This window comes from Streptococcus sanguinis, from assembly GCF_008329445.1.
Lineage (GTDB): Bacteria > Bacillota > Bacilli > Lactobacillales > Streptococcaceae > Streptococcus > Streptococcus sanguinis_O.
Genome location: NZ_VIBR01000004.1, coordinates 1 through 22238, shown reverse-complemented (window position 1 = coordinate 22238; position 22238 = coordinate 1). Strand labels below are relative to the sequence as shown.

The window sequence follows — 22238 nt, the reverse complement described above, 5'->3', positions numbered from 1 at the left end:
CTTATAAATATTTTTAACTTTTTGAAAGCGATTTTATCGCCTTTACGAATATTATTTTACCATGATTCAAAAATATGTCAAGCGTTTTGCAGAAAAAATATTTTTTTACTGTTAAATGTTGATTTTTCAGCAGAAAACGTTTACTATAGTAATAAGAAATAATATGATTCGGAGGACAAAAGATTGGCTTGGACGACTGAAAAACGCTACAAACGCTATGAAGACTGGACTCAGGAAGAGCTACAGCAGATCAAAGAAAACATCGCTAAATCTCCTTGGCGGGCTAACTACCATGTAGAGCCTCAGACAGGTCTCCTAAATGACCCCAATGGCTTTTCTTATTTTGATGGCAAGTGGGTGGTTTTCTACCAAAACTTTCCTTTCGGAGCAGCTCACGGTCTCAAGTGCTGGGTCCAGATGGAAAGCGATGACCTAGTTCACTTCACGGAAACTGGCCTTCGGGTGCTGCCAGATACTCCTCTAGATAGCCACGGCGCCTATTCTGGCTCTGCCATGCAGTTTGACGACAAGCTCTTTCTCTTCTATACTGGCAATGTTCGTGATGAAAACTGGGTGCGTCATCCTTATCAAATCGGTGCCTTGTTAGACAAATCAGGCAAGCTGGAAAAAATTGACAAGGTCTTGATTGAACAACCTGCTGAAGCGACTGACCACTTCCGTGATCCACAGATTTTCAACTACAAAGGGCAATTCTATGCCATTGTCGGTGGGCAAAACCTAGATAAACAAGGATATATCAAGCTTTACAAGGCTGTTGATAATGACTATAGCAACTGGGAAGTCGTCGGCGATTTGGACTTCGCCAATGACAAGACAGCCTATATGATGGAGTGTCCTAATCTAGTCTTTATCAACGACCAGCCAATCCTGCTCTATTGCCCTCAAGGCTTGTCTAAGGATGTACTGGATTATAGCAACATTTATCCAAACATGTATAAAATAGGTCAATCGTTTGACACAAATAAAGCTGCTATGATTAATCCAAGCCCTATCCAAAATCTGGACTACGGTTTCGACTGCTACGCGACCCAAGCTTTTAACGCACCTGACGGTCGTGCACTCGCTGTCAGCTGGCTAGGCTTGCCTGATGTGGAATACCCATCTGACCGCTTCGACCATCAAGGTGCCTTCTCTCTCGTTAAGGAATTAAGTCTGAAAGACGGAAAACTCTACCAGTACCCAGTGCCTGCTATCAAGAATTTGCGAGCAGAGGAACAACCTTTCGCTGCTTTGGTAGAAAGCAAGAATAGCTACGAACTAGAGTTGAATCTCGCTGCAGACGCCGAACACGAAATCATTCTCTTTGCGGACAAGGATAGCAAGGGCCTACGCATCAATTTCGACCTCAAGGCAGGTCAAGTGACTGTTGACCGCAGTCAAGCGGGTGAGCCATTCGCTCTGGACTTTGGAACCAGCCGAAGCTGTAATATTGACAAAGAAGCAACTAGTGCTACTATCTTCATCGATAAATCAATTTTTGAAATTTTCATCAATAAAGGAGAGAAAGTATTTTCCGGTCGTGTCTTCCCGAGAGAAGACCAGACAGGCATTGCCATTACCAAAGGCAATCCAACCGGTACTTACTATGAATTAGATTATGGTCGCAAAGCTAACTGATGTAGCAAAACTAGCAGGAGTCAGCCCCACAACTGTTTCCCGCGTCATCAACAGAAAAGGCTACTTATCCGACAAAACGATCTCTAAGGTTGAGGCAGCCATGCGAGAATTGGCCTACAAGCCCAACAATCTGGCGCGCAGCCTCCAAGGAAAATCAGCCAAGCTAATTGGACTCATTTTCCCTAATATCAGCAATGTCTTTTATGCAGAATTGATTGACAAGCTGGAGCATGAGCTCTTTAAACAAGGCTATAAAACCATCATCTGCAATAGTGAGCATGACTCTGATAAGGAGCGTGAATACCTTGAGATGCTGGAAGCCAATCAGGTGGACGGCATCATTTCTGGCAGCCACAATCTAGGCATTGAGGACTACAATCGCGTGACTGCTCCAATCATTGCCTTTGACCGCAATCTTTCTCCGGATATCCCTGTCGTCTCCTCAGACAACTATGGTGGCGGAGTGCTGGCGGCTCAGACCTTGGTCAAGGCTGGGGCACAAAACATCATCATGATAACCGGCAATGACAATTCCAACTCGCCAACCGGCCTGCGCCACGCTGGCTTCGCTTCCGTCCTGCCGGACGCACCGATTATCAATGTATCCAGTGATTTTTCTCCCGTCCGCAAGGAAATGGAAATCAAGCAAATTCTGACTCAGACCAAACCTGATGGCATTTTTACATCAGACGATCTGACAGCCATTTTAATTATGAAGGTCGCTCAGGAGCTGGACATCCAGATTCCTAAAGATTTGAAAATCATTGGCTACGATGGTACCTACTTTGTAGAGAACTACTACCCGCAGCTAGCAACTATCAAGCAGCCACTGAAAGATATCGCCCGTCTCTCTGTAGACCTGCTCCTCAAAAAAATTGCTGGCCAAGAAGTCCAAACAACTGGCTATTTCCTGCCAGTCAGCCTCTTGCCTGGTAAGAGTGTTTAACACAGATATAAGCAAGCAAAGACGACCTCCATTATTGGAAGTCGTCTTTATTTAGCCATAGTCTAAAAAATTTCTCACAGGGCATTAATCAAATTACTACTCTTTCTTTCTAAAGGTTAGCAGACCGGCTAGGAAAGCAAGGAAACCACCTAAAAGTGCCAGCAGGGAAGTACTTGTTCCCGTTTTTGGCAAGGTTTTTTCTGTTTGGTTATTCGCTTCTTTTACTTCTGAAGCCAGAGCTTTTTGCCCATCCAAGGATAAAGCTTGAGGCTGAACGCTGACCACAGAAGGAGCAGACAGCTGCTCTTCTTGAGCTGCTGGAGCTTGGGATTTTTCTTCCTGAGCTGGGTTCGCTTTTCGAAGTCGCAAAATAGTCGCTGTCAGCGGAGCTAGAGCTAAACCATTGCTGTTTCTGGTAATACCTGCTGGATCAGAAATGGCTGTCACTCCTGCGGTATTGCCGTCTGCTACAACCTCTGCACCTGCTAGATGCTTGTAGGCTTCACCAAAGTTGAATTGTCGTTCCTTGGTGTCCGCATTGACAAAGACAGCATAAATATCGCCATTCGACGCAACTACTTGGTAGCCGAGAACAAGGTCTTCTTTCTCAATACCATCCGTACCAGGCTGGGTGATGAGGGTCACATTTTGCTCCACTTCATCTTTGGAACTGCGGGTAAAGGCATCCGTTGATTTCCGCAAGGCAATCAAGCCTTTCATATAGGCCCGACTCTTGGCATTTTCAGGGAATTTCTCCGAATCAGTCGCCTTGGTCCAGTCAAAGTGGTTGACCGCGTCACTCGAATCATAAGAATCATGAATGAAGTATGGATAGTCAAAGGGCGTGCCGTCTTCATTGGTCAACAAATGCGCTTTGTTTGGAACCTTGTCTTCAGAGACCGGATATTTATAGTCGGGATCACGGAATTGCTTGGTCCGGCCGTACTCTTGACCAGAGTGGATAAATGGTGTCCCTTGCGAAGTCAGAATCATCAGATTTCCCAGACGTAGGCGGCGATGAATCTCTTGATAATTGGCAGCCACTGCCGGATCTTTCTTGATCGACTGGGCAATGATATCAAAGAGCGTCAGATTATCATGGGCTGCGATGTATTGGATCACATCCCCTGGGCTATCCGCCTCAAAATTGGTTGGTTGCGCCTTGATGTTTTTAAAGACATTTTCTACACTGCGTTTGCCACCGGTGATAAAGGCTGGTGTTCCCTCATTTGGATAACCTGATTTCAAGGTATTGCGAATATCATCAGAGAAGACTGCTACCGTGTCTGTTGACTTCATCCAAGATTGGTCAGCCGGCTGGACAGCTTTATTTTCATCACCTGCATAAGTCTTCCAGCCCTCACCCAGCATAATGAGATTTGGATTCAGCTTCTTGGCTTCTTCAAAAGCTTTTTGGATGGACTCAGCATCGTGGTCCCCCATCATATCAAAGCGGAAACCATCTACCTTGTACTGCTCTGTCAGGTACTTGATCGAATCCACCAAGACCCGTCTGCTCATATAGTGAGTAGTACCCAAGCGGCCGCCGCCAAAGCTGGATCTCGGTGTACGATCCGCATCCATAAAGTGGTAGTAATTGGGCTCCAAATCCTCAAAGATAGAGGTTTTAGCCGTATGATTATAGACCACATCCATGATAACGCCCATGCCGCGCTTATGAATTTCATTGACAAGATTTTTGAATTCCTCAATGCGCTTGGCTGGATCTGTCGGCGCACTGGAGTACATACCTGTCAGCGAGAAGTAGTTTTGCGGGTCATAGCCCCAGTTATAGTTGCTGTTGCTAGAAGCGTACTTGTCCATGCGCTCAGCATTTTTCAGCTCATTTACAAAGTAATAACTTAGAACTGGCAAGAGCTGAACGTGGGTCACTCCTAAGTCTTTCAAATAATCCAATTTCTCAATGAAAGCTGAGAAAGTTCCAAATTGAGATTTCAAATCCTTTGAAATAGCTGGATCAGAGGTAAAGTCACGAACGTGCGCCTCATAAATCAAGGCATCTTCCCGCTTCTTGAAGTTCGGAATAGTAGCATAGGTCAGGTCTTTCGGTCCATATTCACTTGGATCTACAAATGCTGCCTTGGCAATCTTGTAGGCATCCCCCTTGTCCGCGTCTTCACTGTTCCAAGCAGCTAAAGACTTAGCATAAGGATCCAGCACCAGAACTTTTTTGCCGCCACGAGTAATTTCATAATGATAGAAATACCCTCGATAGTCAGAAATCCCCAGACCGCTCTCAGGGGTCAAGCTACTCGTCCATGTGCCAGACTCACCTCTCTGCATAGCTAGGCGACCAATGACCTTGTTCTGATCTTCTTTGTCATAGACCACCAAATCAACTTGGTCCGCACTCGGTGACCAGAAGGTTAGATCCACTTGTTTGCCCGCCTGAGAAACACGTGCTCCCAAATCACCATCATACTTGTAAAGGCTGTCTTTCAGTTGCCAGTTCATGCTGGTTTTGAATTGGTCATTGCCATATTTGATAAGATAAGGTGACTGAGCTTGGTTAAAATCACCGATGAATTTGGCACTTTTGGTCTTAGGATCCAGAACCACATCTTTAACAACGACTTCATGGCCATCTTTGTCTGTAATCTTTAAGTTCTTTAAAATGTCCTCTTTTTTAGCATTCTCTAAGGTAGAAAAGCTGGCTTCAATCTCGGTCAAGCCAATATGCTGGGCCCCCGTCATACGAATATCGTTGACAAAGTAAGGATTGGTATAAACTTTCGGATCCGCATCACGCAAGAAAATTTGGCTGTTTTTTTCCAAATTCGTGAAATTATAATCCTGATTTTGAATCTTCACATCATCTCCTGATTTGCTTTCGTCTAAAAGTAAAAAGCCAATCATCTTAGCAGCATCTTTCAAAGGAACATCTACATAGCGACCATATTTCCCAGTCTTCTCAAAGTCCACTCCGTCAGGCCAATTCTTGCTTGGGTTTTGGACATCTCCCCAGAGCCAGAGCGACTTCTTATCATACTGCCCATCTGTACGATAGTAGTTGATTCGAACCATCCCTTTTTTCAAAGGCTCATAAGTATGAGGTTGATAGTCTGTGTCAAACCAAACCTCATTCATCTGAGGACTGAGCAGCTCAACTGTCTTGTCACCTGTAATATTTTGCCCAGCTGTATTATTGATTAAAAGGCTAATCTTGCTTCGTTTTTCGGCCATCTTGACATCAAGATAATAGCCGTAGTCGTCTTCTTTAGCAGTCGCAAAGCTAGTTGCTCCAGTCGGCCAAGCTCCCTTTTGGCTAGAAGGTGTCTCAACATCGTCCCAAGTCCACAAGCCCAAGCTGTCTAGATTTTGTGACGGCAAGGTTTTGAAATGAAAGCGAATATTACCTTCTTCGATAGCGTCTTTCGCCGAAGCTTGCGGCTGACTAGCTGGTTCTTGCTTGTCTTTTTCACTTGGATTTGCAGCTTCTTGACCAGCTGCTTCTGAACCTGCACCAGCTGGAGCTTGATCTGCTAGCACACCAGTTGGAGCAGCCTGCTCTGAAGCCCCCGCTCCTGAACTATCTGCCTCTCCAGTTTTTTCTTCATCTGCTGACTTAGGTTGGGCTGCCGCATTTATATCAGAGACTGCTTCTGTTGCTGGGCTGGTCGATGTGCTCGCCTCATCCGCTCGGACTAATTGGGCATTTCCCAGTAGGAAACCTGAGGCAATGACAACAGATGCTACTCCTACTTTTAAACGACGGATGCCAAAATAATGACGCTTTTCGCCCATCCGAGACTGTAGGTGATCGTTATTTTTCATAAACAGAAAACTCCTTTGTATTTCTTATAGAGAACATCTATGCAAACGTTTTCTTTATTTATTATACCGATTTTTTTTCAAGTTGTAAAGGTTTTCAAGGAGAGTTTTTTAACTCAGATATTTCATGATCTCTGTGCGGATTTTGATGATTAGGATAAACTATTTCTGGTTTAAACCACCTTTGACAGTTATGAACCACCTTAAAAACGGATGACTTGTACACAACTTTTCCCTTATCACTAAGTCTAAATGCAGACTTATTTTGCTAAAATTAAAAAATCCGAGATCAACTCAGAGAAAATCAAAAACAGATTTTCAAAGAGTATCATCTCGGATTTTTTGTTATCTTTCTAGCTCGCAATGAGACTGTATAGTAAAAACAAACATAGAGGACGATTGCGAAAGCTAGCAGAGCTTCTGCATGACTTAGCCAAACAAGCCAGGTCCAACCTAGATAATCAAGTCCCAGTTTCAGGGCAAAAGCTGTATTGACAAGAGGAAAGGTCAAGGCTGACCAGCTAAGCTGAGGCCCCAGTCGGAAAATGCGAGGTAAAAGACATAGGACCAAGAGATAAAAGGCCTGCGATAAGAGGAGCAGCAAGGCAACAAACCAACCTTCAGCATCAGAACCAGCCAGACGGATATAACTTCCCAGCAGGAGCGAGAAAGGCGCACAGTAAATGGCCCACTGTGGCTTTAAAGTATCTGGCAGCCTTTGTGTCCGCCTAACCTTGTAAAACAAGGGATAGAGAAGCAAACTCAGTAGCAGAGCAAAAAACCAAGCCAAATAGCCCAAAAGCGGCTGATGAACTACACCCTGAGTCAAGCTTGCCATGGCTAATCCAACATATAGGACCGTCCAGCTCGGGGTTAAAGATAATCCTTCGGCCTTAAACACATTCTTCCAAGTAAAGATAACTATTAGAAAAACATGCAGCAGCAAGGCCATGTACCAAAGCAACTGACTCACCCAAAATAAGCCAAGCTTGCTTAGGTAAGCAGCTAAGAGCATACTAGCCATAGGATAAGTCGCAAAGCTCGATAAGAAAGGGGCCTTTTGCAAATCCTGTCGATAGTACGAAAATGACAGCACTAAAGCCAGTGTCAGATAAAGCCAAAGTATCAAAGCCAGACCATTCAAGAAGTGGAAAAAGATAGAATGGTAGTTCAGTAAAAGATTAGCTAAACCAAATAGGCCAAGAATCAACCCGGATAAGAGAATGGGCGGTCGTTTGCTGTTCACGATGCAACTCCTTTATAGTAATGTCTTGAAGTCCCTTTTCAATGACAATCAAACGTTTGTTTGCTATCATTTCTATGAAACTTCTAAAATATGCCGTAGCTGGACTGCACTCGGTGAGACAATGGGAAGAAAAGCTCCTTCGTTCCAACGGCGAATAAAGCCAGAAGTCGAATTACTCAAATATCCTCTGCCTCCACTAGCCTGCAGCTCTAAGAGCAGACTTTGGGCCACCACATCAACTATATCAATTCGCAGCTGGAAGAGCTCCTTAGGACGCTCAACAAAATAACCAGGCTGAAGAAGACCTCTATAGAGCTGATCCTGGATCGCAGTCAGAGCAGCCACTTGCTCCTCCCACTCCTCTCTCAAAATAGAGCGGACTGACAGATTAGCTTCGACCTCCGCCAGCGATTTCTCCGCTAGGCCAAGAGCCAGACCAAACTGATAACCTAGAAAAGCTGGGCGATTTTCTGCCAAAAAGGTCTGGGCATCTCGAGCGAGAATCCATTTCTCTTGCAAAGGCACATGGTTAAAGGTCAGGGCAGCTGTATTTCCCCCTTGCAAGGATACAAACTCTAAATCCGCTGAACGGGAGAAATTCTCTGCGTCAGACGGCACAGCCAGAACCAGAGGCTGGCGGCTCCCGTCTTCGAAACCGGCAACAAATATACTGAGGAAGCGATCCGCTCGAGCATTGGTTACCCAAGGCAGACGCCCCTTGAGATAAAGCTGCCCGTCTTCCTCCACAATAGAGACATTTAACTCCTCTAGGTCCGACAGGAATTTGACAGCATTGGACAGGGCTGTCGCACCTGCATATTCCCCTGACAGGAGCCCTTCCAAATAGTGGTCTCTAAAGTAGGGATTAGGAGATTTTAAAATGTTATCAATAAAGGTCCTTTGTCCCCAAGAGATAAAGGAAGCGGTCAAGGAATGGTGAGCCAGCTCCTTGAGCACTTCAATCACATCCGTATCATTGCCACCTCGGCCTCCCAGCTCTTCTGGAACGCCAACCCTAAAGGCTCCTTCAGCGGCGATACGCTCAATCAGTTGGTTACCCGCTGCACAGGATTCTTTGTCAATTTGGTCAGCGTGATTATCCAACCAGTTGATAAACTCTTCTGAAAAAAATGTCATTTGCCACCTCCTCAAAGACTAAGCATAAGGTTGCAATTCCGGATTAATTGGCGTGTTGGCCAAATTATTGGCATAATTGCAAAGGGTCGCAAGGCTGACACCCAGAACTACATCTAGAGCATTCTCATGTGTATAGCCTGCTTCTAGGAAGTCTGCCAAAGCCTCATCTCCGACCCGTCCCTTAGTATTAATGACAGCAATGGTAAATTTAGCAAGCGTATCTAGCTTCGGATCTGTATCAATTGGAGTACGATTGCGCAGAGCATCCAAAAGATCATCATTCATTTGAATCTGCTTGATTGAAAAGGCTGTATGACCCGCTACACAGAAAGCACATCCGTTGGTAACTGCAGCCGTTATCTGCACTACTTCACGCTCAGTCGGTGTCAGGCTGTTACGGCGATTGATGGCTCCGACCGTCCGATATGTTTCCAAGGCAGTTGGTGCATTGGCCAAAAGACCAATAAGATTAGGAATATAGCCACCGTTATCTTTTTGAACAGTTTCCAGGACTTCTTTTACCTCAGCTGGTGCGGACTCAATCGTGTGGATAGTAAATTCTGACATATGAAACCTCATTTCTTTTAATTAGAAACTATCTTAACATAGGATCAATGGCTTGTATAATATATATTTTATATAAGTCCTATAAAGAGAATATAATGCGATTTTTCAAACTAAAATATATTTCCCTCGTGAGGTAGCTCCACATCAATTCCAAATAAGAATCCGAAACGAGAAAAAGAAGCCTTCTGGCTTCGATTTTTTAATATCTCCTGAATCGCTGGTAGCGATTTTCCAGTAATTGTTCCAAGGGAAGCTGAGACAGATTATCCAACTCAGCAGCGATTTCTTCTTTCACTGCAGCCAGTAATTCATGGTTGTTAAAGCCTCTTTCAGGAATAACCTTATCCACCACTTCCATCTGCAAGAGCTCGTGTGAAGTAATTTTCATCAGTTCTGCCGCTTCCATAGCGCGGCTGCCGTCTTTCCAGAGGATAGAAGCAAAACCTTCCGGGCTGAGAACTGCATACATAGAGTTTTCCAGCATCCAGACCTTGTCTGCTACAGCCAAAGCCAAGGCTCCGCCTGAGCCACCTTCACCAATGATGATGGCAATAATCGGTACTTTGAGATTGCTCATTTCCATCAAGTTACGGGCAATAGCCTCCCCTTGACCACGCTCCTCAGCACCGACACCAGGATAAGCACCTGCCGTATTGATAAAGGTTACCACAGGACGTCCAAATTTTTCCGCCTGCTTCATGAGGCGCAGAGCCTTGCGGTAGCCTTCCGGATGCGGCTGACCAAAGTTTCTGCGCAGATTATCCTGCAAATTGCGTCCCTTTTGAATACCGACCACCGTTACAGGCTGACCGTTTAGCGTCCCAATACCGCCAATCACTGCACCGTCATCTCGAAAAGAGCGATCTCCATGCAGCTCGACGAAGTTATCAAAAATTCCTTGTGCAAAATCCAGCGCAGTCAAACGAGCCTGATCACGCGCTTCTTTAATAATCCGAGTGATTTTTGTCATGCTTGACCTCCATGGAATGCTAATAAGGTAGCAAGTGTATCTCTCATATCACCACGCTTGACGATGGCATCCACAAAACCATGCTCCATGAGAAACTCAGCCTTTTGAAAATCATCTGGCAGCTTCTCACGAACAGTGGACTCGATAACTCGACGTCCGGCAAATCCAACTAGAGCCTGTGTTTCAGCCAGAATAATATCGCCTTCCATGGCAAAAGAGGCTGTGACACCACCAGTTGTCGGATCTGTCAAGACGGTCAGATAGAAGAGACCTGCTGCAGAGTGACGCTGCACCGCTGCAGAAATCTTAGCCATCTGCATCAAGCTCATAATACCTTCCTGCATGCGGGCACCGCCAGAAGCCGTAAACAGAACGACTGGCAATTTATGCTCTGTCGCATACTCAAAGAGACGGGTAATCTTTTCACCCACAACTGTCCCCATAGAAGCCATAATAAAGTTTGAATCCATGATGCCAAGAGCCATTTTATGCCCCTTGATACTAGCTGTCCCAGTCAAAACTGCCTCATCTAAGCCTGTCTTCTCGCGGGTAAGTGCTAATTTCTCCTGATAGTTAGGGAAGTTCAGAGGATCCTTGGTTTCAATTCCAGTGAACATCTCCTCAAAACTGTTCTCATCCACAGTTAGATTTAAGCGCTCATGAGCAGAAATACGGAAATTATAGCCACAGTTAGGGCACACACTGTCATTTCCAAGATCTTTTTGGTAAATGGTATGCTTACAACCTGGGCATTTCGAAAAGAGTTCGTCTGGTACCTCAGGCTTTGCTTGAGGCTTTTCCCGACTCGCTCGATTAGGATTGATACGGATATATTTATCCTTCTTTGAAAACAAAGCCATCGTTTACGTCTTCTCCTTTTCAAGATTTTATACTCAGGCACATCAAACAGCAAAAGCCACCGTCTTTCGAATTTACAGAGTAGCTCTTACATGTCGTATCTATTGTTTCTCTTGATAAGCCGGAAGGAACTTCTCCATGAGAAAGGCTGTGTCATAATCACCAGCAATTACATTAGAATCTGAGATTAAGTCCAGTTGGAAGCCGCTGTTGGTCACAACACCGTCAATTTCTAGTTCATAGAGTGCACGTTGCATCTTCATGAGAGCATCAAAGCGATTTTCCCCATGAACAATTATCTTCGCAATCATGCTATCGTAGTAAGGGGGGATGGTGTAGCCAGGATAGACGGCTGAATCCACGCGCAGCCCCACTCCACCGCTTGGTAGATAAACATTTGAAATCTTACCAGGACTCGGCGCAAAGTTAAAGGCTGGATTTTCAGCATTGATCCGACACTCAATTGCATGCCCTCGGATTTCAACATCATCCTGACTGAAGGACAGCTCTTGACCGTTTGCAATCTTGATTTGCTCTTTTACAATATCCACACCAGTAACAAACTCGGTGACTGGATGCTCGACCTGCACCCGAGTGTTCATCTCCATAAAGTAGAATTCACCCTTTGCTTCATCAAGCAGAAACTCAATTGTACCAGCATTTTCATAGCCGACAGACTGAGCAGCCCGAACAGCTGCTTCACCAATCTGCTGACGCAGGGTTTTCCCAATCGCCACGGATGGACTTTCTTCCAGCACTTTCTGATTATTACGCTGCAAAGAGCAATCCCGCTCGCCCAAGTGGACCACATGCCCCTGCTGATCCGCCAAAATCTGCACTTCAATATGGCGCGCTGGATAGATGACTCGCTCCATATACATGGCACCATTACCAAAGGCTGCTTTGGCTTCGCTAGATGCAGACTCAAAGGCCGATACTAAATCCTCAGCCTTTTCAACCTTACGAATGCCCTTGCCGCCGCCGCCAGCAGAAGCTTTAAGCATGACTGGATAGCCAATCTTTTCGGCGACTACCAAGGCTTCTTCAGAGGTATGGACTTCTCCATCAGAACCTGGGATAACCGGCACTTTCGCCTTAATCATCTGAGCCCGAGCATTAATCTTGTCCCCCATCAAGTCCATCACAGCACCTGAAGGCCCAATAAACTTAATGCCGACTTCTTCGCACATAGTCGCAAATTTGGAGTTTTCACTCAAAAAACCAAAACCAGGATGAATGGCTTCTGCACCTGTCAAGACAGCAGCAGACAGGACAGCGTTCATATTCAGATAAGAATCTGTGGACTTGGCTGGACCGATGCAGACGGCCTCATCAGCCAGTAAGGTATGGAGTGCTTCCTTGTCAGCCGTTGAATAAACAGCTACCGTATCAATTCCCAACTCGCGGGCTGCACGAATAATTCTGACCGCAATTTCCCCACGGTTAGCAATTAAAATTTTACGAAACATGGTGAAAGCTCCTTTTATCTACTGGCCAATCGCAAAGGTCAAGGTACCGCTGGCTGCAAGTTTTCCATCAACTTCTGCTTTCGCCTCTACAACCGCAATCGTTCCGCGGCGCTTGACAAACTTAGCTGTCATAATCAGTTGATCACCTGGTACAACTTGCTTCTTGAACTTAACCTTGTCCATGCCAGCATAGAAGACCAGTTTGCCCTTATTTTCTTCTTTGGACAATTCCAGCACGCCGGCTGTTTGAGCCAGAGCTTCCATGATCAAGACACCTGGCATAACAGGATACTGAGGAAAATGCCCGTTAAAGAAAGGCTCATTGACTGTTACATTTTTCAGAGCAACAATCTCATCTTCACTAACTTCCAAAACGCGGTCTACCAAAAGCATTGGATAGCGATGCGGAAGTGCTTCTTTTATTGCATTAATATCAATCATTTGATCCGTACCAGCCCTTTCCCAAATTCAACCATTTCTTCATTCTGAACCAGAATTTCTGTAACCAGACCATCTTTAGGTGCTGGAACTTCATTCATGACCTTCATTGCTTCAATAATCATCAGGGTTTGACCTTTTTTAACTTGGTCTCCAACTGATACAAACGGCGGCTTGTCTGGACCAGCTGCTAAGTAAGCCACACCAACCAAAGGGCTTTCCACAACATCACCTTCAGCAGCAGGTGCCGGAGCTTCTGAAGCTGTTTCTGGCTCTACAGACGGAGCTGCTTGAGGAATTGGCTCAATCACAGGCGCACTCGCAGCCTGCAAAGGTGCAGCAATTGGAGCAGAGCTGGCTGTTGGAACTGCAGCCTGACCTTCATTCTTACTAAAAGTCAGCTCATCGCTCTGATTTTTGTAAGAAAACTCACGCAGACTAGACTGGTCAAACTGCGCCATTAAATCTTTAATTTCGTTGATATTCATAGGTTTTTAAGCCTCCCAGCGTTTAAAGGCAAGAACTGCATTGTGGCCGCCAAAGCCAAATGTATTGGAAATCGCATAAGGGATTTCCTGTTCCTTACCTTGACCGTAAATAACGTTGGCTTCAATATAGTCTGGCAGCTCTGTTGTACCAGCTGTTTTTGGCACATAGCTATGACGCATTGCTTCAATCGTCGCAATAGCCTCAACCGCGCCCGCTGCACCGAGCAAATGTCCTGTAAAGGATTTAGTAGAAGACACCGCTACATCTTTACCAAAGACAGAAACAATGGCTCCGCTTTCGCCTTTTTCATTAGCAGGGGTCGATGTACCATGAGCATTGACATAAGCCACATCTTTTGGCTCAATTTCAGCTTCTTCAACTGCCTGTTTGATCGCCTTGATAGCTCCCAAACCTTCTGGATGCGGAGAAGTCATATGGTAAGCGTCACAAGTGTGGCCGTATCCTACTACCTCAGCCAAGATAGTAGCTCCGCGCTTCTCAGCATGTTCCAAGCTTTCCAGAACCAGCATACCAGAACCTTCACCCATGACAAAGCCATTGCGGTCCTTGTCAAAAGGAATAGAAGCACGCTTAGGATCTTCTGTGGTAGAAAGAGCAGTCAGAGCTTGGAAACCAGCAATCGCAAATGGTGTAATAGAAGCTTCTGAACCACCAACCAGCATCACATCTTGATAACCGAATTTAATTGAGCGGAAAGCTTCACCAATCGCATCGTTTGCTGAGGCACAGGCTGTATTGACCGACTTACAGATACCATTGGCTCCAAAGCGCATAGCCACATTTCCTGCCCCCATATTTGGCAGGGCTTTTGGCAAGGTCAAAGGTTTGATACGTTTAGGACCTTTTTCATGCAAGCGAACAACCTGCTCTTCAATTTCCTGAATCCCGCCGATACCTGAGGCAACGATGACACCAAAGCGATCCTTATCCAGCGTATCTACATCTAAGTGAGCATTATTCACCGCTTCTTGAGAGGCATAAAGCGCATAAAGAGTGTAATTATCATAACGGTTGGTATCCTTTTTGACAAAATATTTATCAAATGGAAAATCCTGAATTTCCGCCGCATTGTGAACACTGTATTCACTATGATCAAATTTAGTAATTGGACCGATTCCAATATTGCCTTCTTTTAAATTATTCCAGAATTCTTCTGGAGTATTCCCGATAGGTGAAGTTAAACCGTATCCTGTTACAACAACTCGATTAAGTTTCATATTGAGCTCCTTTATTTAGATGAATCAACTGATTTTCTACTCGTTAATATTCAAAAACTGTGACTTACTGCATAGTAAAGCCGCCATCAATCGTGATGACTTGACCCGTCAGATATTCTTGACCTGCCAAGAAGAGAGCAACATCCGCTACTTCTTCCGGAGTACCAAAACGCTTCATCGGAATGAGCGCCAGAGACGCTTCCTTAATTTTTTCTGGGAGCACATCTGTCATATCAGATGCGATAAAGCCAGGGGCAATGCAGTTCACACGGATATTACGCGCTGCCACTTCACGGGCTACTGACTTAGAAAAACCAATCAGACCGGCCTTGGAAGCTGCATAGTTTGCCTGACCGATATTTCCAGCCAAACCAACGACACTCGATAGGTTGATAATAGCACCCTGACGAGCTTTTGTCATCGGTTTCAGGACTGATTGTGTCATATTGAATGTTCCAGTCAAGTTCACTTTCAGCACCTGCTCAAAATCTTCTTCCGTCATTTTCAGCATGAGCTTATCACGGGTAATACCAGCATTATTGACCAATACATCAACAGACCCCAGAGCCGCAACAGCTTCTTCCACTATCCGCTGAGCATCCGCAGATTTAGACACATCCCCAATAACAGCTACGACTTTACCAGAATAGCCGGCAAATTCAGCCAAAATATCATCAGAAATCCCGCTTAGTCCGTTTAAGATAACATTGGCTCCGACACTGGCAAATTTATGCGCAATTGCCAGCCCAATCCCACGAGCGGACCCTGTAATTAACACATTCTTGTTTTGTAATTCCATGATGATTCCTCATTATTTTTCTAGAAGAGCATTCAAACTTTCTACATCTTCAACTTGGCGTACATCCGCAGATTTATCAATTTTCTTAATAAAACCAGATAGGACTTTGCCAGGACCGATTTCGATAAATTCAGTCACACCAGCTTCCTGCATTTTAGCAATGCTGTCATAAAAGCGCACTGGCTCCATTACCTGACGAGTCAAAAGCTCTTTGACTCTCTCTTTTTCCATCACAGTTGCTTCTGTATTTCCGACTAATGGCCGTACAAAATCTGAAAACTCAACTGTTTCCAAGACTTCTGCCAATCGTTGGCTGGCTGGCCTTAAAAGCGCCGTATGGAAAGGCCCGGATACATTGAGCGGGATTAAGCGCTTGACACCGGCATCTTTCAAAAGCTCCACAGCCTTGTCCACCGCTGCCACTTCTCCGCCGATAACGATTTGACTAGGCGTATTATAGTTAGCTGGTGAGACTACACCAATAGCACTTGCTTCTTGACAGACCGCTTCGATGAGAGAAACTTCTGCATTTAAAACTGCGACCATTTTCCCTGATCCAGCTGGAGCCGCCTCTTCCATGAAGCTACCGCGCTTAGCAACCAAGGCCACTGCAGTCTTAAAATCAAGGGCGCCCGCAGCCACCAAGGCAGAATATTCTCCAAGTGAGAGACCAGCTACCATATCAGGTTCTATTCCCTTATCAGCCAAGATCCTATAAATAGCTACTGAAGTCGTTAAAATAGCCGGTTGCGTGTAGCGAGTTTGATTGAGCTTTTCTTCATCCTGATCGATCAAAGCTCGGACATCATAGCCTAGAACTTGGCTAGCCTCATCAAAAGTTGACCGCACAAGCTCATACTGATCATAAAGCTCGCGCCCCATTCCAAGGTACTGCGCTCCCTGACCGGCAAAGAGAAAGGCTCTTTTAGTCATTTCTAGTTACTCCTGCCCAACGTTTTGCTTCCTGCTGAATCTTCTCAGCAGCACCATAGTAGATATCTTTGAGGATTTCTTCGACTGTCTCTTCCTTACTAATTAAACCAGCAATTTGACCAGACATGACGGAACCATTTTCCACATCTCCGCGAACAACCGCATTAGCTAAAGCACCAGCACCCAGATTTTCAAAAACAGTCAAATCTGGATTTTCTTGCTTGAAGGCTTCTTTTTCTGCCTTTTCGAAATCACGCGTCAGCTTATTCTTGATAGCACGAACCGCATGACCAAAATGCTGGGCAGAGATAGTTGTATCAATATCGCGAGCCTTCAAAATCATATCCTTGTAGTTCTGATGAGCATTGGATTCCTTAGCGACGACAAAGCGAGTTCCGACCTGAACAGCCTCCGCTCCCAGCATAAAGCCAGCCGCAGCCCCAGAGCCATCTGCAATACCACCGGCAGCAATAACCGGAATGCTAACCGCTTCTGCAACCTGACGAACTAAGGACATGGTAGTCAATTTTCCGATGTGGCCACCAGCTTCCATGCCTTCTGCAATGACTGCATCCGCACCGATCTTTTCCATCCGCTTAGCCAAGGCCACACTTGGCACAACAGGGATAACTGTAATCCCCGCTTCATGGAAACGAGCCATGTGCTTGCTTGGATTACCCGCACCAGTTGTTACTACTTTTACTCCCTCTTCAATGACGAGATCCACAATGTCATCTGCAAAAGGAGAAAGGAGCATGATGTTAACTCCGAAAGGACGGTCCGTCAAAGACTTAATCTTGTCAATATTAGCCTTTACCACTTCCTTGGGTGCATTTCCGCCACCGATGATACCAAGACCGCCAGCTTTTGAAACTGCGCCAGCCAAGTCACCATCAGCAACCCAGGCCATCCCGCCTTGAAAAATAGGATAATCAATATTCAATAATTCTGTAATACGTGTTTGCATAATACCTTCCTTTTATCATTGCTTAAGTAATAGCTTGATCTCAAACTATCACATACTGGTGTATTTTCTTTACTTTGACAGTCAAACTATTACCTAAACAAGAGAGAATATCTTTCGATACTCTCAGTTACTTGCTTATTTAGTTTTTTCTTCTACATAAGCAACCAAATCACCAACTGTGTTCAAACCTTCTTCAGTTTCAATTTGGATGTCAAATGCATCTTCAATTTCTGAAATCACTTGGAACAAGTCCAATGAATCTGCTTCAAGATCATCGAAAGTTGACTCAAGAGTAACTTCTGATGGCTCTTTGCCAAGTTCTTCAACGATAATTTCTTGTACTTTTTCAAATACTGCCATGGATAGACTCCTTTAAAAATAAAATATTTTTTATCATGTGTTTCCACTTGATTAACTAAATTGTAACAATAAGCGTGCCCCATGTCAAACCTCCACCAAAACCTGACATCAAAATTGTCTGATTTCCGTTCAGTTTGATCAGACCTTGCTCCACACACTCAGATAATAAAATCGGGATGCTAGCTGCGCTAGTATTGCCATATTCCATCATATTGGCTGGAAGCTTCTCTCGCGCAACACCAAGCTTCTTAGCCATTTTATCTAAAATACGGATATTGGCCTGATGGAGCAACAAAAAATCCAAATCTTCCGCTGAAAGCTGACTGCTTTCAATGGTTTCCTTGATAGAACGAGCAACATCACGAATAGCAAAGTCGAAAATAGCTCTACCGTCCATTGTTAGATAAGGCTGATTCTCACCTTTTTCAGAAAAAGGTGAAGATAAACCAATTTTTCCGCAGGTCAGACTATCTCCGCGAGATCCGTCCGTAAACTGACTTTCTGCCAAAAAATGCTGTTCTGAAGCACTTTCCAACAGTACACCGCCAGCTCCATCTCCAAAGAGGACAGCTGTTGAACGATCCGACCAATCTACCGTCTTAGAGAGCGTCTCACTTCCTATGACTAGACCTTTTTGATAACGGTCTGAAGAAATAAACTTTTCCCCAGTAGATAGTGCGAAGATAAAGCCACTACAGGCTGCTGTCAAATCAAAGGCAAATGCATTCTTAGCACCGATATTTGCCTGTACTCTAGCAGCCGTTGAAGGCATTAAAGAATCCGGCGTAATGGTGGCAACAATGATAAAGTCCAGGTCCTGAGCAGAAATTCCTGACTTTTGCAGCAAATTCTCTGCTACTTTTGTAGCTAAATCACTGGTCGTTTCATCTGACGATAAATGGCGGTTTTTAATCCCAGTTCGACTTGAAATCCACTCATCACTGGTATCCATAATCTCGGCTAGATCATCATTGCTGACAACCTGACGGGGAGCATAATGAGCCACCTGGCTAATCTTAGCATAGTTCATTATTTCAAATCCTCTAGGAAACTATATAAATTTTGCAGGCCCTTTTGCATCACTTGTCTCTCTTCTGGACTCATCCCATCCACTACCTGCATGACCATGCGGTTGTGGAATCGCTTGTGAAGACGATACAAAAGCCGCCCATTCTTTGTCAAATTTAGATGCACCACACGACGGTCAACTTCCGACCGACGCCGCTCAATATAACCCTTACGCTCCAGATTATTCAAACTAGTCGTAACAGTCCCCAAAGTCACCATCAATTCTCGTGATATATCACTTGGAGTAGCATTTGGGGTTGTGCCGATGACATCTATTGTATGCATTTCCTTAATGGAGACATCGTTGAAGCGACTGCTTCTTAGGCTCGATTCTTCAATAACCAAGACATTATTGAAAATAGACGTTAAGTAATCATTTACTAACTGAAAATTCAAAACCATACCTCCTTAAGAAAATACTTTGACAATCAAATTTTATCAGATAGAAAAGTAATTTGCAAGCTTTTTTGAAAATTAATTTGATTTTCAAATATTTTTGTAAACAACTTGCAAAATAAGCAACCTTGAACCAGTACATTATTTACCTGTGAAGTTTGGACGACGCTTCTCAGAATAAGCCCGAACCCCTTCTTTGAAATCCTCTGTGAAAGCCAGCGATTTCTGAAGCTCCAATTCTAGCTCAGCATACTCAGACCAGCCGCCAAACAAACTCTTCCAGACCATTTCTTTCATGGCTCTGTAAGAATTCAGAGAGCCTCGTTTCAGTTTCTTCAGCAACTGTTGCGTTGTTTTTTCCAATTTCTCTGCTTCACAGACTTTATAAAGCAAGCCATAATCCAGAGCTTTCTCTGCAGTCAGAGCTTCCCCAGTCATAACCAGATGGGTCGCCCGAGTCACCCCGATAGCACGAGTCAGTAAGTAAAGACCACCAGCATCTGGCGCCAGACCAACACCGACAAAGGCCTGAATGAAACGGGATTTTTCAGTCGCAATACAGAAATCCGCTGCAACGACCATATTGGCAGCCGCACCAGCAACAGGACCATCAACGCTCATGATGACAGGCTTAGGAAGACGTTTCATAGCAAAAGAAATATCATTGACCAGTTCGGCAATTTTCACCAAGGATTGGACGTCATCATCACTGACAGCTCTCTGCATTTCAGCCAAATCCCCGCCCACTGAAAAAACCTTACCATTCGCATTGATAACTAAAAATTTGACGGACTCATCCTTAGCAGCAAGTTCAATAGCCTCTAAAATTTCCTCACACATAGGAATATTAAAACCATTTGAAACTTCAGGACGATTGAAAGTAATCGTTGCTACCTCATCTGCTACATGATAGAGAATTCCATTAAATGTCATTTCAGCTCCATTCCCGACCCGATTTCAAATCAGCCGTTTTGTTTTATTCTTAAATAATTTGATATTCAAATTATAAACAACTTATATTTTATCATAAAATATAAAAGAAAGGAAATAAAAGATGGGAAAAATTAGATGGTCTTCAAATTTGAAGTGTAAAAGCAATATTTTGGTTAAAATATAGTATAAAAACTGCGTTTGAATAATTTTCAGAATTTTGTTATAATTTTTAAAATAAGATAGGAGAACCAATGAAAGTTGTAAAATTTGGCGGAAGTTCACTGGCTTCTGCGACTCAATTAGAAAAAGTTTTGAACATTGTCAAATCTGATCCTGAACGTCGATTTGTTGTAGTATCAGCGCCAGGAAAACGCCATGATGACGATATCAAAGTAACCGATGCTCTGATTAAATATTACCGAGAGTATATTGCAGGAAATGATGTCACGCCAAACCAACAGTGGATTATCAATCGCTATGCAGATATGGTGGCAGAACTAGGTTTGAAACCAAAAGTTCTGGAGAAAATTTCCAAAAGTATCACAAGCCTTGCAACTTTGCCAATTGAAGATAATGCATTTCTTTATGATACTTTTCTTGCTGCAGGAGAAAACAACAACGCCAAATTAATTGCAGCTTATTTCAGTCAAAATGGCGTTCCAGCTAGCTACGTACATCCAAGAGAAGCAGGACTCGTCGTTTCCAGTGAACCTAGCAATGCAAGAATTCTTCCTTCCAGCTATGATAAGATTGAAGAACTCAACAATTCTGATGAAGTTCTAGTTATTCCTGGTTTCTTTGGTGTAACTCAAGATGGACAAATCTGTACTTTCTCTCGCGGGGGTTCTGATATTACGGGCTCTATCATTGCTGCGGGAGTCAAAGCAGATGTTTATGAGAACTTTACTGATGTTGACGGAATCTTTGCCGCCCATCCTGGCATCGTTCACAAACCACATTCCATTCCTGAGCTAACCTATCGGGAAATGCGTGAATTGGCCTACGCTGGCTTTACAGTTCTCCATGATGAAGCTCTGCTTCCAGCTTACCGCGGCAAAATCCCTCTGGTTATTAAAAATACCAACAATCCAGAACATCCAGGTACTCAAATTGTCCATAAACACAGCAAGGACCATCTACCAGTCGTTGGAATTGCTGGAGATGCAGGATTTGTCAGCATTAACATGTCCAAGTACCTGATGAACAGAGAAATCGGCTTTGGTAGACGCGTCCTTCAAATTCTAGAAGATTTGAATATTGGTTGGGAGCATATGCCTACAGGAATCGACGACCTCTCTATTATCTTGCGCGAGCGCGAATTAACTCCTATCAAAGAGGAAGAGATCCTTCGTCAGCTTGTTCAAAAAGCAGAGGTTGATCATGCAGAAATTGAACACGACCTTTCCATTATCATGATTGTCGGCGAAAAAATGAAAAGCCATATCGGGGTTACTGCCACTGCAACTAAAGCTCTTTCAGAAAATAACATCAACATTCAAATGATGTCCCAAGGCTCAAGCGAAGTATCCATCATGTTTGTTGTTGAAAAAAATCAAGAAAAAGCTGCCATTCGCGCGCTTTACCGAGCTTTCTTTGAAGTCAGTACAGAATCATAAATGTAAACCTCAGAAGCATTTTTATCATACAATCACTCGATAATCGAAAAAGGCAGAAGTTAGTTACGCACTAACTTCTGCCTTTTTGATTTAACTGCTAAATACTGTTGTTTAATTCACAGACTATCTGAAAAACAATAGCTTTTAACACTACCACTCACAATCATAGAATTATCTCCCATTGTAAATAATACCAAAAAGTACAAAAAAAGAGGTAAAACCTCTTTGAAACTCCGCCAGTAGGACTCGAACCTACGACATCATGATTAACAGTCATGCGCTACTACCAACTGAGCTATGGCGGATAAACGCTAAGCGACTACCATATCTCACAGGGGGCAACCCCCAACTACTTCCGGCGTTCTAGGGCTTAACTGC

At 44.1% G+C, this 22238-nt stretch carries 20 protein-coding genes and 1 tRNA gene; 3 read left to right on the top strand and 18 right to left on the bottom strand.

Annotated features, from left to right (window positions below; genetic code table 11):
* The first annotated feature begins 183 nt into the window (after window positions 1–183).
* Entirely contained in the window at window positions 184–1638 is a 1455-nt protein-coding gene (locus FKX92_RS08890; protein WP_149566111.1) for a sucrose-6-phosphate hydrolase, read from the top strand.
* Window positions 1619–2584 (top strand): LacI family DNA-binding transcriptional regulator, encoded by a 966-nt coding sequence (locus tag FKX92_RS08885; protein ID WP_125401280.1) that lies wholly within the window; start codon window positions 1619–1621, stop codon window positions 2582–2584. The genes FKX92_RS08890 and FKX92_RS08885 overlap by 20 nt, the downstream gene beginning before the upstream one ends.
* Before the next feature lie 96 nt (window positions 2585–2680).
* On the opposite strand, the gene FKX92_RS08880 is transcribed toward FKX92_RS08885, so the two are convergent.
* The 17 genes from FKX92_RS08880 to FKX92_RS08795 all read right to left on the bottom strand — a co-directional run bounded on the left by FKX92_RS08880 (window position 2681) and on the right by FKX92_RS08795 (window position 20244).
* A complete protein-coding gene (locus FKX92_RS08880) occupies window positions 2681–6379 on the bottom strand; it encodes a pullulanase (protein ID WP_149566110.1) in 3699 nt (1232 codons plus the stop codon).
* A 325-nt stretch (window positions 6380–6704) separates the two neighbouring features.
* Window positions 6705–7622, bottom strand: a complete 918-nt coding sequence (locus tag FKX92_RS08870) for a TDT family transporter (RefSeq protein WP_009659049.1) — start codon at window positions 7620–7622, stop codon at window positions 6705–6707.
* Window positions 7623–7694: 72 nt separating this feature from the next.
* Complete coding sequence (locus FKX92_RS08865) at window positions 7695–8759, bottom strand: acyl-CoA dehydrogenase family protein (protein ID WP_049540993.1); 1065 nt, start codon at window positions 8757–8759, stop codon at window positions 7695–7697.
* A gap of 18 nt (window positions 8760–8777) precedes the next feature.
* Entirely contained in the window at window positions 8778–9326 is a 549-nt protein-coding gene (locus FKX92_RS08860) for a carboxymuconolactone decarboxylase family protein (protein ID WP_149566109.1), read from the bottom strand.
* Window positions 9327–9525: 199 nt separating this feature from the next.
* Entirely contained in the window at window positions 9526–10296 is a 771-nt protein-coding gene (locus FKX92_RS08855; protein ID WP_149566108.1) for an acetyl-CoA carboxylase carboxyl transferase subunit alpha, read from the bottom strand.
* Window positions 10293–11156: an acetyl-CoA carboxylase, carboxyltransferase subunit beta gene (gene accD / locus FKX92_RS08850; protein ID WP_149566107.1), complete on the bottom strand. Its 864-nt coding sequence runs from the start codon at window positions 11154–11156 to the stop codon at window positions 10293–10295. Before accD ends, FKX92_RS08855 begins: the two co-directional genes overlap by 4 nt.
* Window positions 11157–11255: 99 nt before the next feature.
* Window positions 11256–12623 carry an acetyl-CoA carboxylase biotin carboxylase subunit gene (locus FKX92_RS08845; RefSeq protein ID WP_149566106.1) on the bottom strand — a complete coding sequence of 456 codons (1368 nt, stop codon included), beginning with the start codon at window positions 12621–12623 and terminating at the stop codon, window positions 11256–11258.
* A gap of 18 nt (window positions 12624–12641) precedes the next feature.
* Window positions 12642–13064: a 3-hydroxyacyl-ACP dehydratase FabZ gene (gene fabZ, locus FKX92_RS08840; RefSeq protein ID WP_002896886.1), complete on the bottom strand. Its 423-nt coding sequence runs from the start codon at window positions 13062–13064 to the stop codon at window positions 12642–12644.
* Window positions 13061–13549 (bottom strand): acetyl-CoA carboxylase biotin carboxyl carrier protein, encoded by a 489-nt coding sequence (gene accB, locus FKX92_RS08835; protein WP_125401276.1) that lies wholly within the window; start codon window positions 13547–13549, stop codon window positions 13061–13063. Before accB ends, fabZ begins: the two co-directional genes overlap by 4 nt.
* 6 nt (window positions 13550–13555) lie before the next feature.
* The gene (gene fabF / locus FKX92_RS08830) at window positions 13556–14788 is read right to left on the bottom strand and encodes a beta-ketoacyl-ACP synthase II (protein WP_002901177.1); all 1233 of its coding nucleotides are present in this window, start codon (window positions 14786–14788) and stop codon (window positions 13556–13558) included.
* A gap of 64 nt (window positions 14789–14852) precedes the next feature.
* Window positions 14853–15587 carry a 3-oxoacyl-[acyl-carrier-protein] reductase gene (gene fabG, locus FKX92_RS08825; RefSeq protein ID WP_002893608.1) on the bottom strand — a complete coding sequence of 245 codons (735 nt, stop codon included), beginning with the start codon at window positions 15585–15587 and terminating at the stop codon, window positions 14853–14855.
* A gap of 12 nt (window positions 15588–15599) precedes the next feature.
* Window positions 15600–16520 (bottom strand): ACP S-malonyltransferase, encoded by a 921-nt coding sequence (gene fabD, locus FKX92_RS08820; RefSeq protein WP_149566105.1) that lies wholly within the window; start codon window positions 16518–16520, stop codon window positions 15600–15602.
* Window positions 16513–17487 (bottom strand): enoyl-[acyl-carrier-protein] reductase FabK, encoded by a 975-nt coding sequence (gene fabK / locus FKX92_RS08815; protein WP_002896881.1) that lies wholly within the window; start codon window positions 17485–17487, stop codon window positions 16513–16515. Before fabK ends, fabD begins: the two co-directional genes overlap by 8 nt.
* 135 nt (window positions 17488–17622) lie before the next feature.
* The gene (locus FKX92_RS08810) at window positions 17623–17847 is read right to left on the bottom strand and encodes an acyl carrier protein (RefSeq protein ID WP_002893611.1); all 225 of its coding nucleotides are present in this window, start codon (window positions 17845–17847) and stop codon (window positions 17623–17625) included.
* 55 nt (window positions 17848–17902) lie between these two features.
* Entirely contained in the window at window positions 17903–18877 is a 975-nt protein-coding gene (locus tag FKX92_RS08805) for a beta-ketoacyl-ACP synthase III (protein WP_125341570.1), read from the bottom strand.
* Window positions 18877–19311 carry a fatty acid biosynthesis transcriptional regulator FabT gene (gene fabT / locus FKX92_RS08800; RefSeq protein WP_002901186.1) on the bottom strand — a complete coding sequence of 145 codons (435 nt, stop codon included), beginning with the start codon at window positions 19309–19311 and terminating at the stop codon, window positions 18877–18879. The genes FKX92_RS08805 and fabT overlap by 1 nt, the downstream gene beginning before the upstream one ends.
* A gap of 141 nt (window positions 19312–19452) precedes the next feature.
* The gene (locus FKX92_RS08795) at window positions 19453–20244 is read right to left on the bottom strand and encodes an enoyl-CoA hydratase (RefSeq protein WP_149566104.1); all 792 of its coding nucleotides are present in this window, start codon (window positions 20242–20244) and stop codon (window positions 19453–19455) included.
* A 251-nt stretch (window positions 20245–20495) separates the two neighbouring features.
* On the opposite strand from FKX92_RS08795, the gene FKX92_RS08790 reads away from it, so the two are divergent.
* Entirely contained in the window at window positions 20496–21860 is a 1365-nt protein-coding gene (locus FKX92_RS08790; RefSeq protein WP_149566103.1) for an aspartate kinase, read from the top strand.
* Between the two features lie 231 nt (window positions 21861–22091).
* Here the strand turns inward: FKX92_RS08790 and FKX92_RS08785 are convergent.
* Window positions 22092–22165, bottom strand: a tRNA-Asn gene (locus FKX92_RS08785).
* Window positions 22166–22238 lie beyond the last annotated feature (73 nt).

Bases quoted from the DNA above. Each gene is read 5' to 3' on its own strand.
- FKX92_RS08885 (WP_125401280.1), top strand. From the start codon at position 1,619: ATGGTCGCAAAGCTAACTGATGTAGCAAAACTAGCAGGAGTCAGCCCC.
- FKX92_RS08790 (WP_149566103.1), top strand. From the start codon at position 20,496: ATGAAAGTTGTAAAATTTGGCGGAAGTTCACTGGCTTCTGCGACTCAA.
- FKX92_RS08855 (WP_149566108.1), bottom strand. From the start codon at position 10,296: ATGACAAAAATCACTCGGATTATTAAAGAAGCGCGTGATCAGGCTCGT.
- fabZ (WP_002896886.1), bottom strand. From the start codon at position 13,064: ATGATTGATATTAATGCAATAAAAGAAGCACTTCCGCATCGCTATCCA.
- FKX92_RS08795 (WP_149566104.1), bottom strand. From the start codon at position 20,244: ATGACATTTAATGGAATTCTCTATCATGTAGCAGATGAGGTAGCAACG.
- FKX92_RS08805 (WP_125341570.1), bottom strand. From the start codon at position 18,877: ATGAACTATGCTAAGATTAGCCAGGTGGCTCATTATGCTCCCCGTCAG.
- accB (WP_125401276.1), bottom strand. From the start codon at position 13,549: ATGAATATCAACGAAATTAAAGATTTAATGGCGCAGTTTGACCAGTCT.
- fabD (WP_149566105.1), bottom strand. From the start codon at position 16,520: ATGACTAAAAGAGCCTTTCTCTTTGCCGGTCAGGGAGCGCAGTACCTT.
- accD (WP_149566107.1), bottom strand. From the start codon at position 11,156: ATGGCTTTGTTTTCAAAGAAGGATAAATATATCCGTATCAATCCTAAT.
- FKX92_RS08810 (WP_002893611.1), bottom strand. From the start codon at position 17,847: ATGGCAGTATTTGAAAAAGTACAAGAAATTATCGTTGAAGAACTTGGC.
- FKX92_RS08865 (WP_049540993.1), bottom strand. From the start codon at position 8,759: ATGACATTTTTTTCAGAAGAGTTTATCAACTGGTTGGATAATCACGCT.
- fabF (WP_002901177.1), bottom strand. From the start codon at position 14,788: ATGAAACTTAATCGAGTTGTTGTAACAGGATACGGTTTAACTTCACCT.
- fabG (WP_002893608.1), bottom strand. From the start codon at position 15,587: ATGGAATTACAAAACAAGAATGTGTTAATTACAGGGTCCGCTCGTGGG.
- FKX92_RS08845 (WP_149566106.1), bottom strand. From the start codon at position 12,623: ATGTTTCGTAAAATTTTAATTGCTAACCGTGGGGAAATTGCGGTCAGA.
- fabK (WP_002896881.1), bottom strand. From the start codon at position 17,487: ATGCAAACACGTATTACAGAATTATTGAATATTGATTATCCTATTTTT.
- FKX92_RS08860 (WP_149566109.1), bottom strand. From the start codon at position 9,326: ATGTCAGAATTTACTATCCACACGATTGAGTCCGCACCAGCTGAGGTA.
- FKX92_RS08880 (WP_149566110.1), bottom strand. From the start codon at position 6,379: ATGAAAAATAACGATCACCTACAGTCTCGGATGGGCGAAAAGCGTCAT.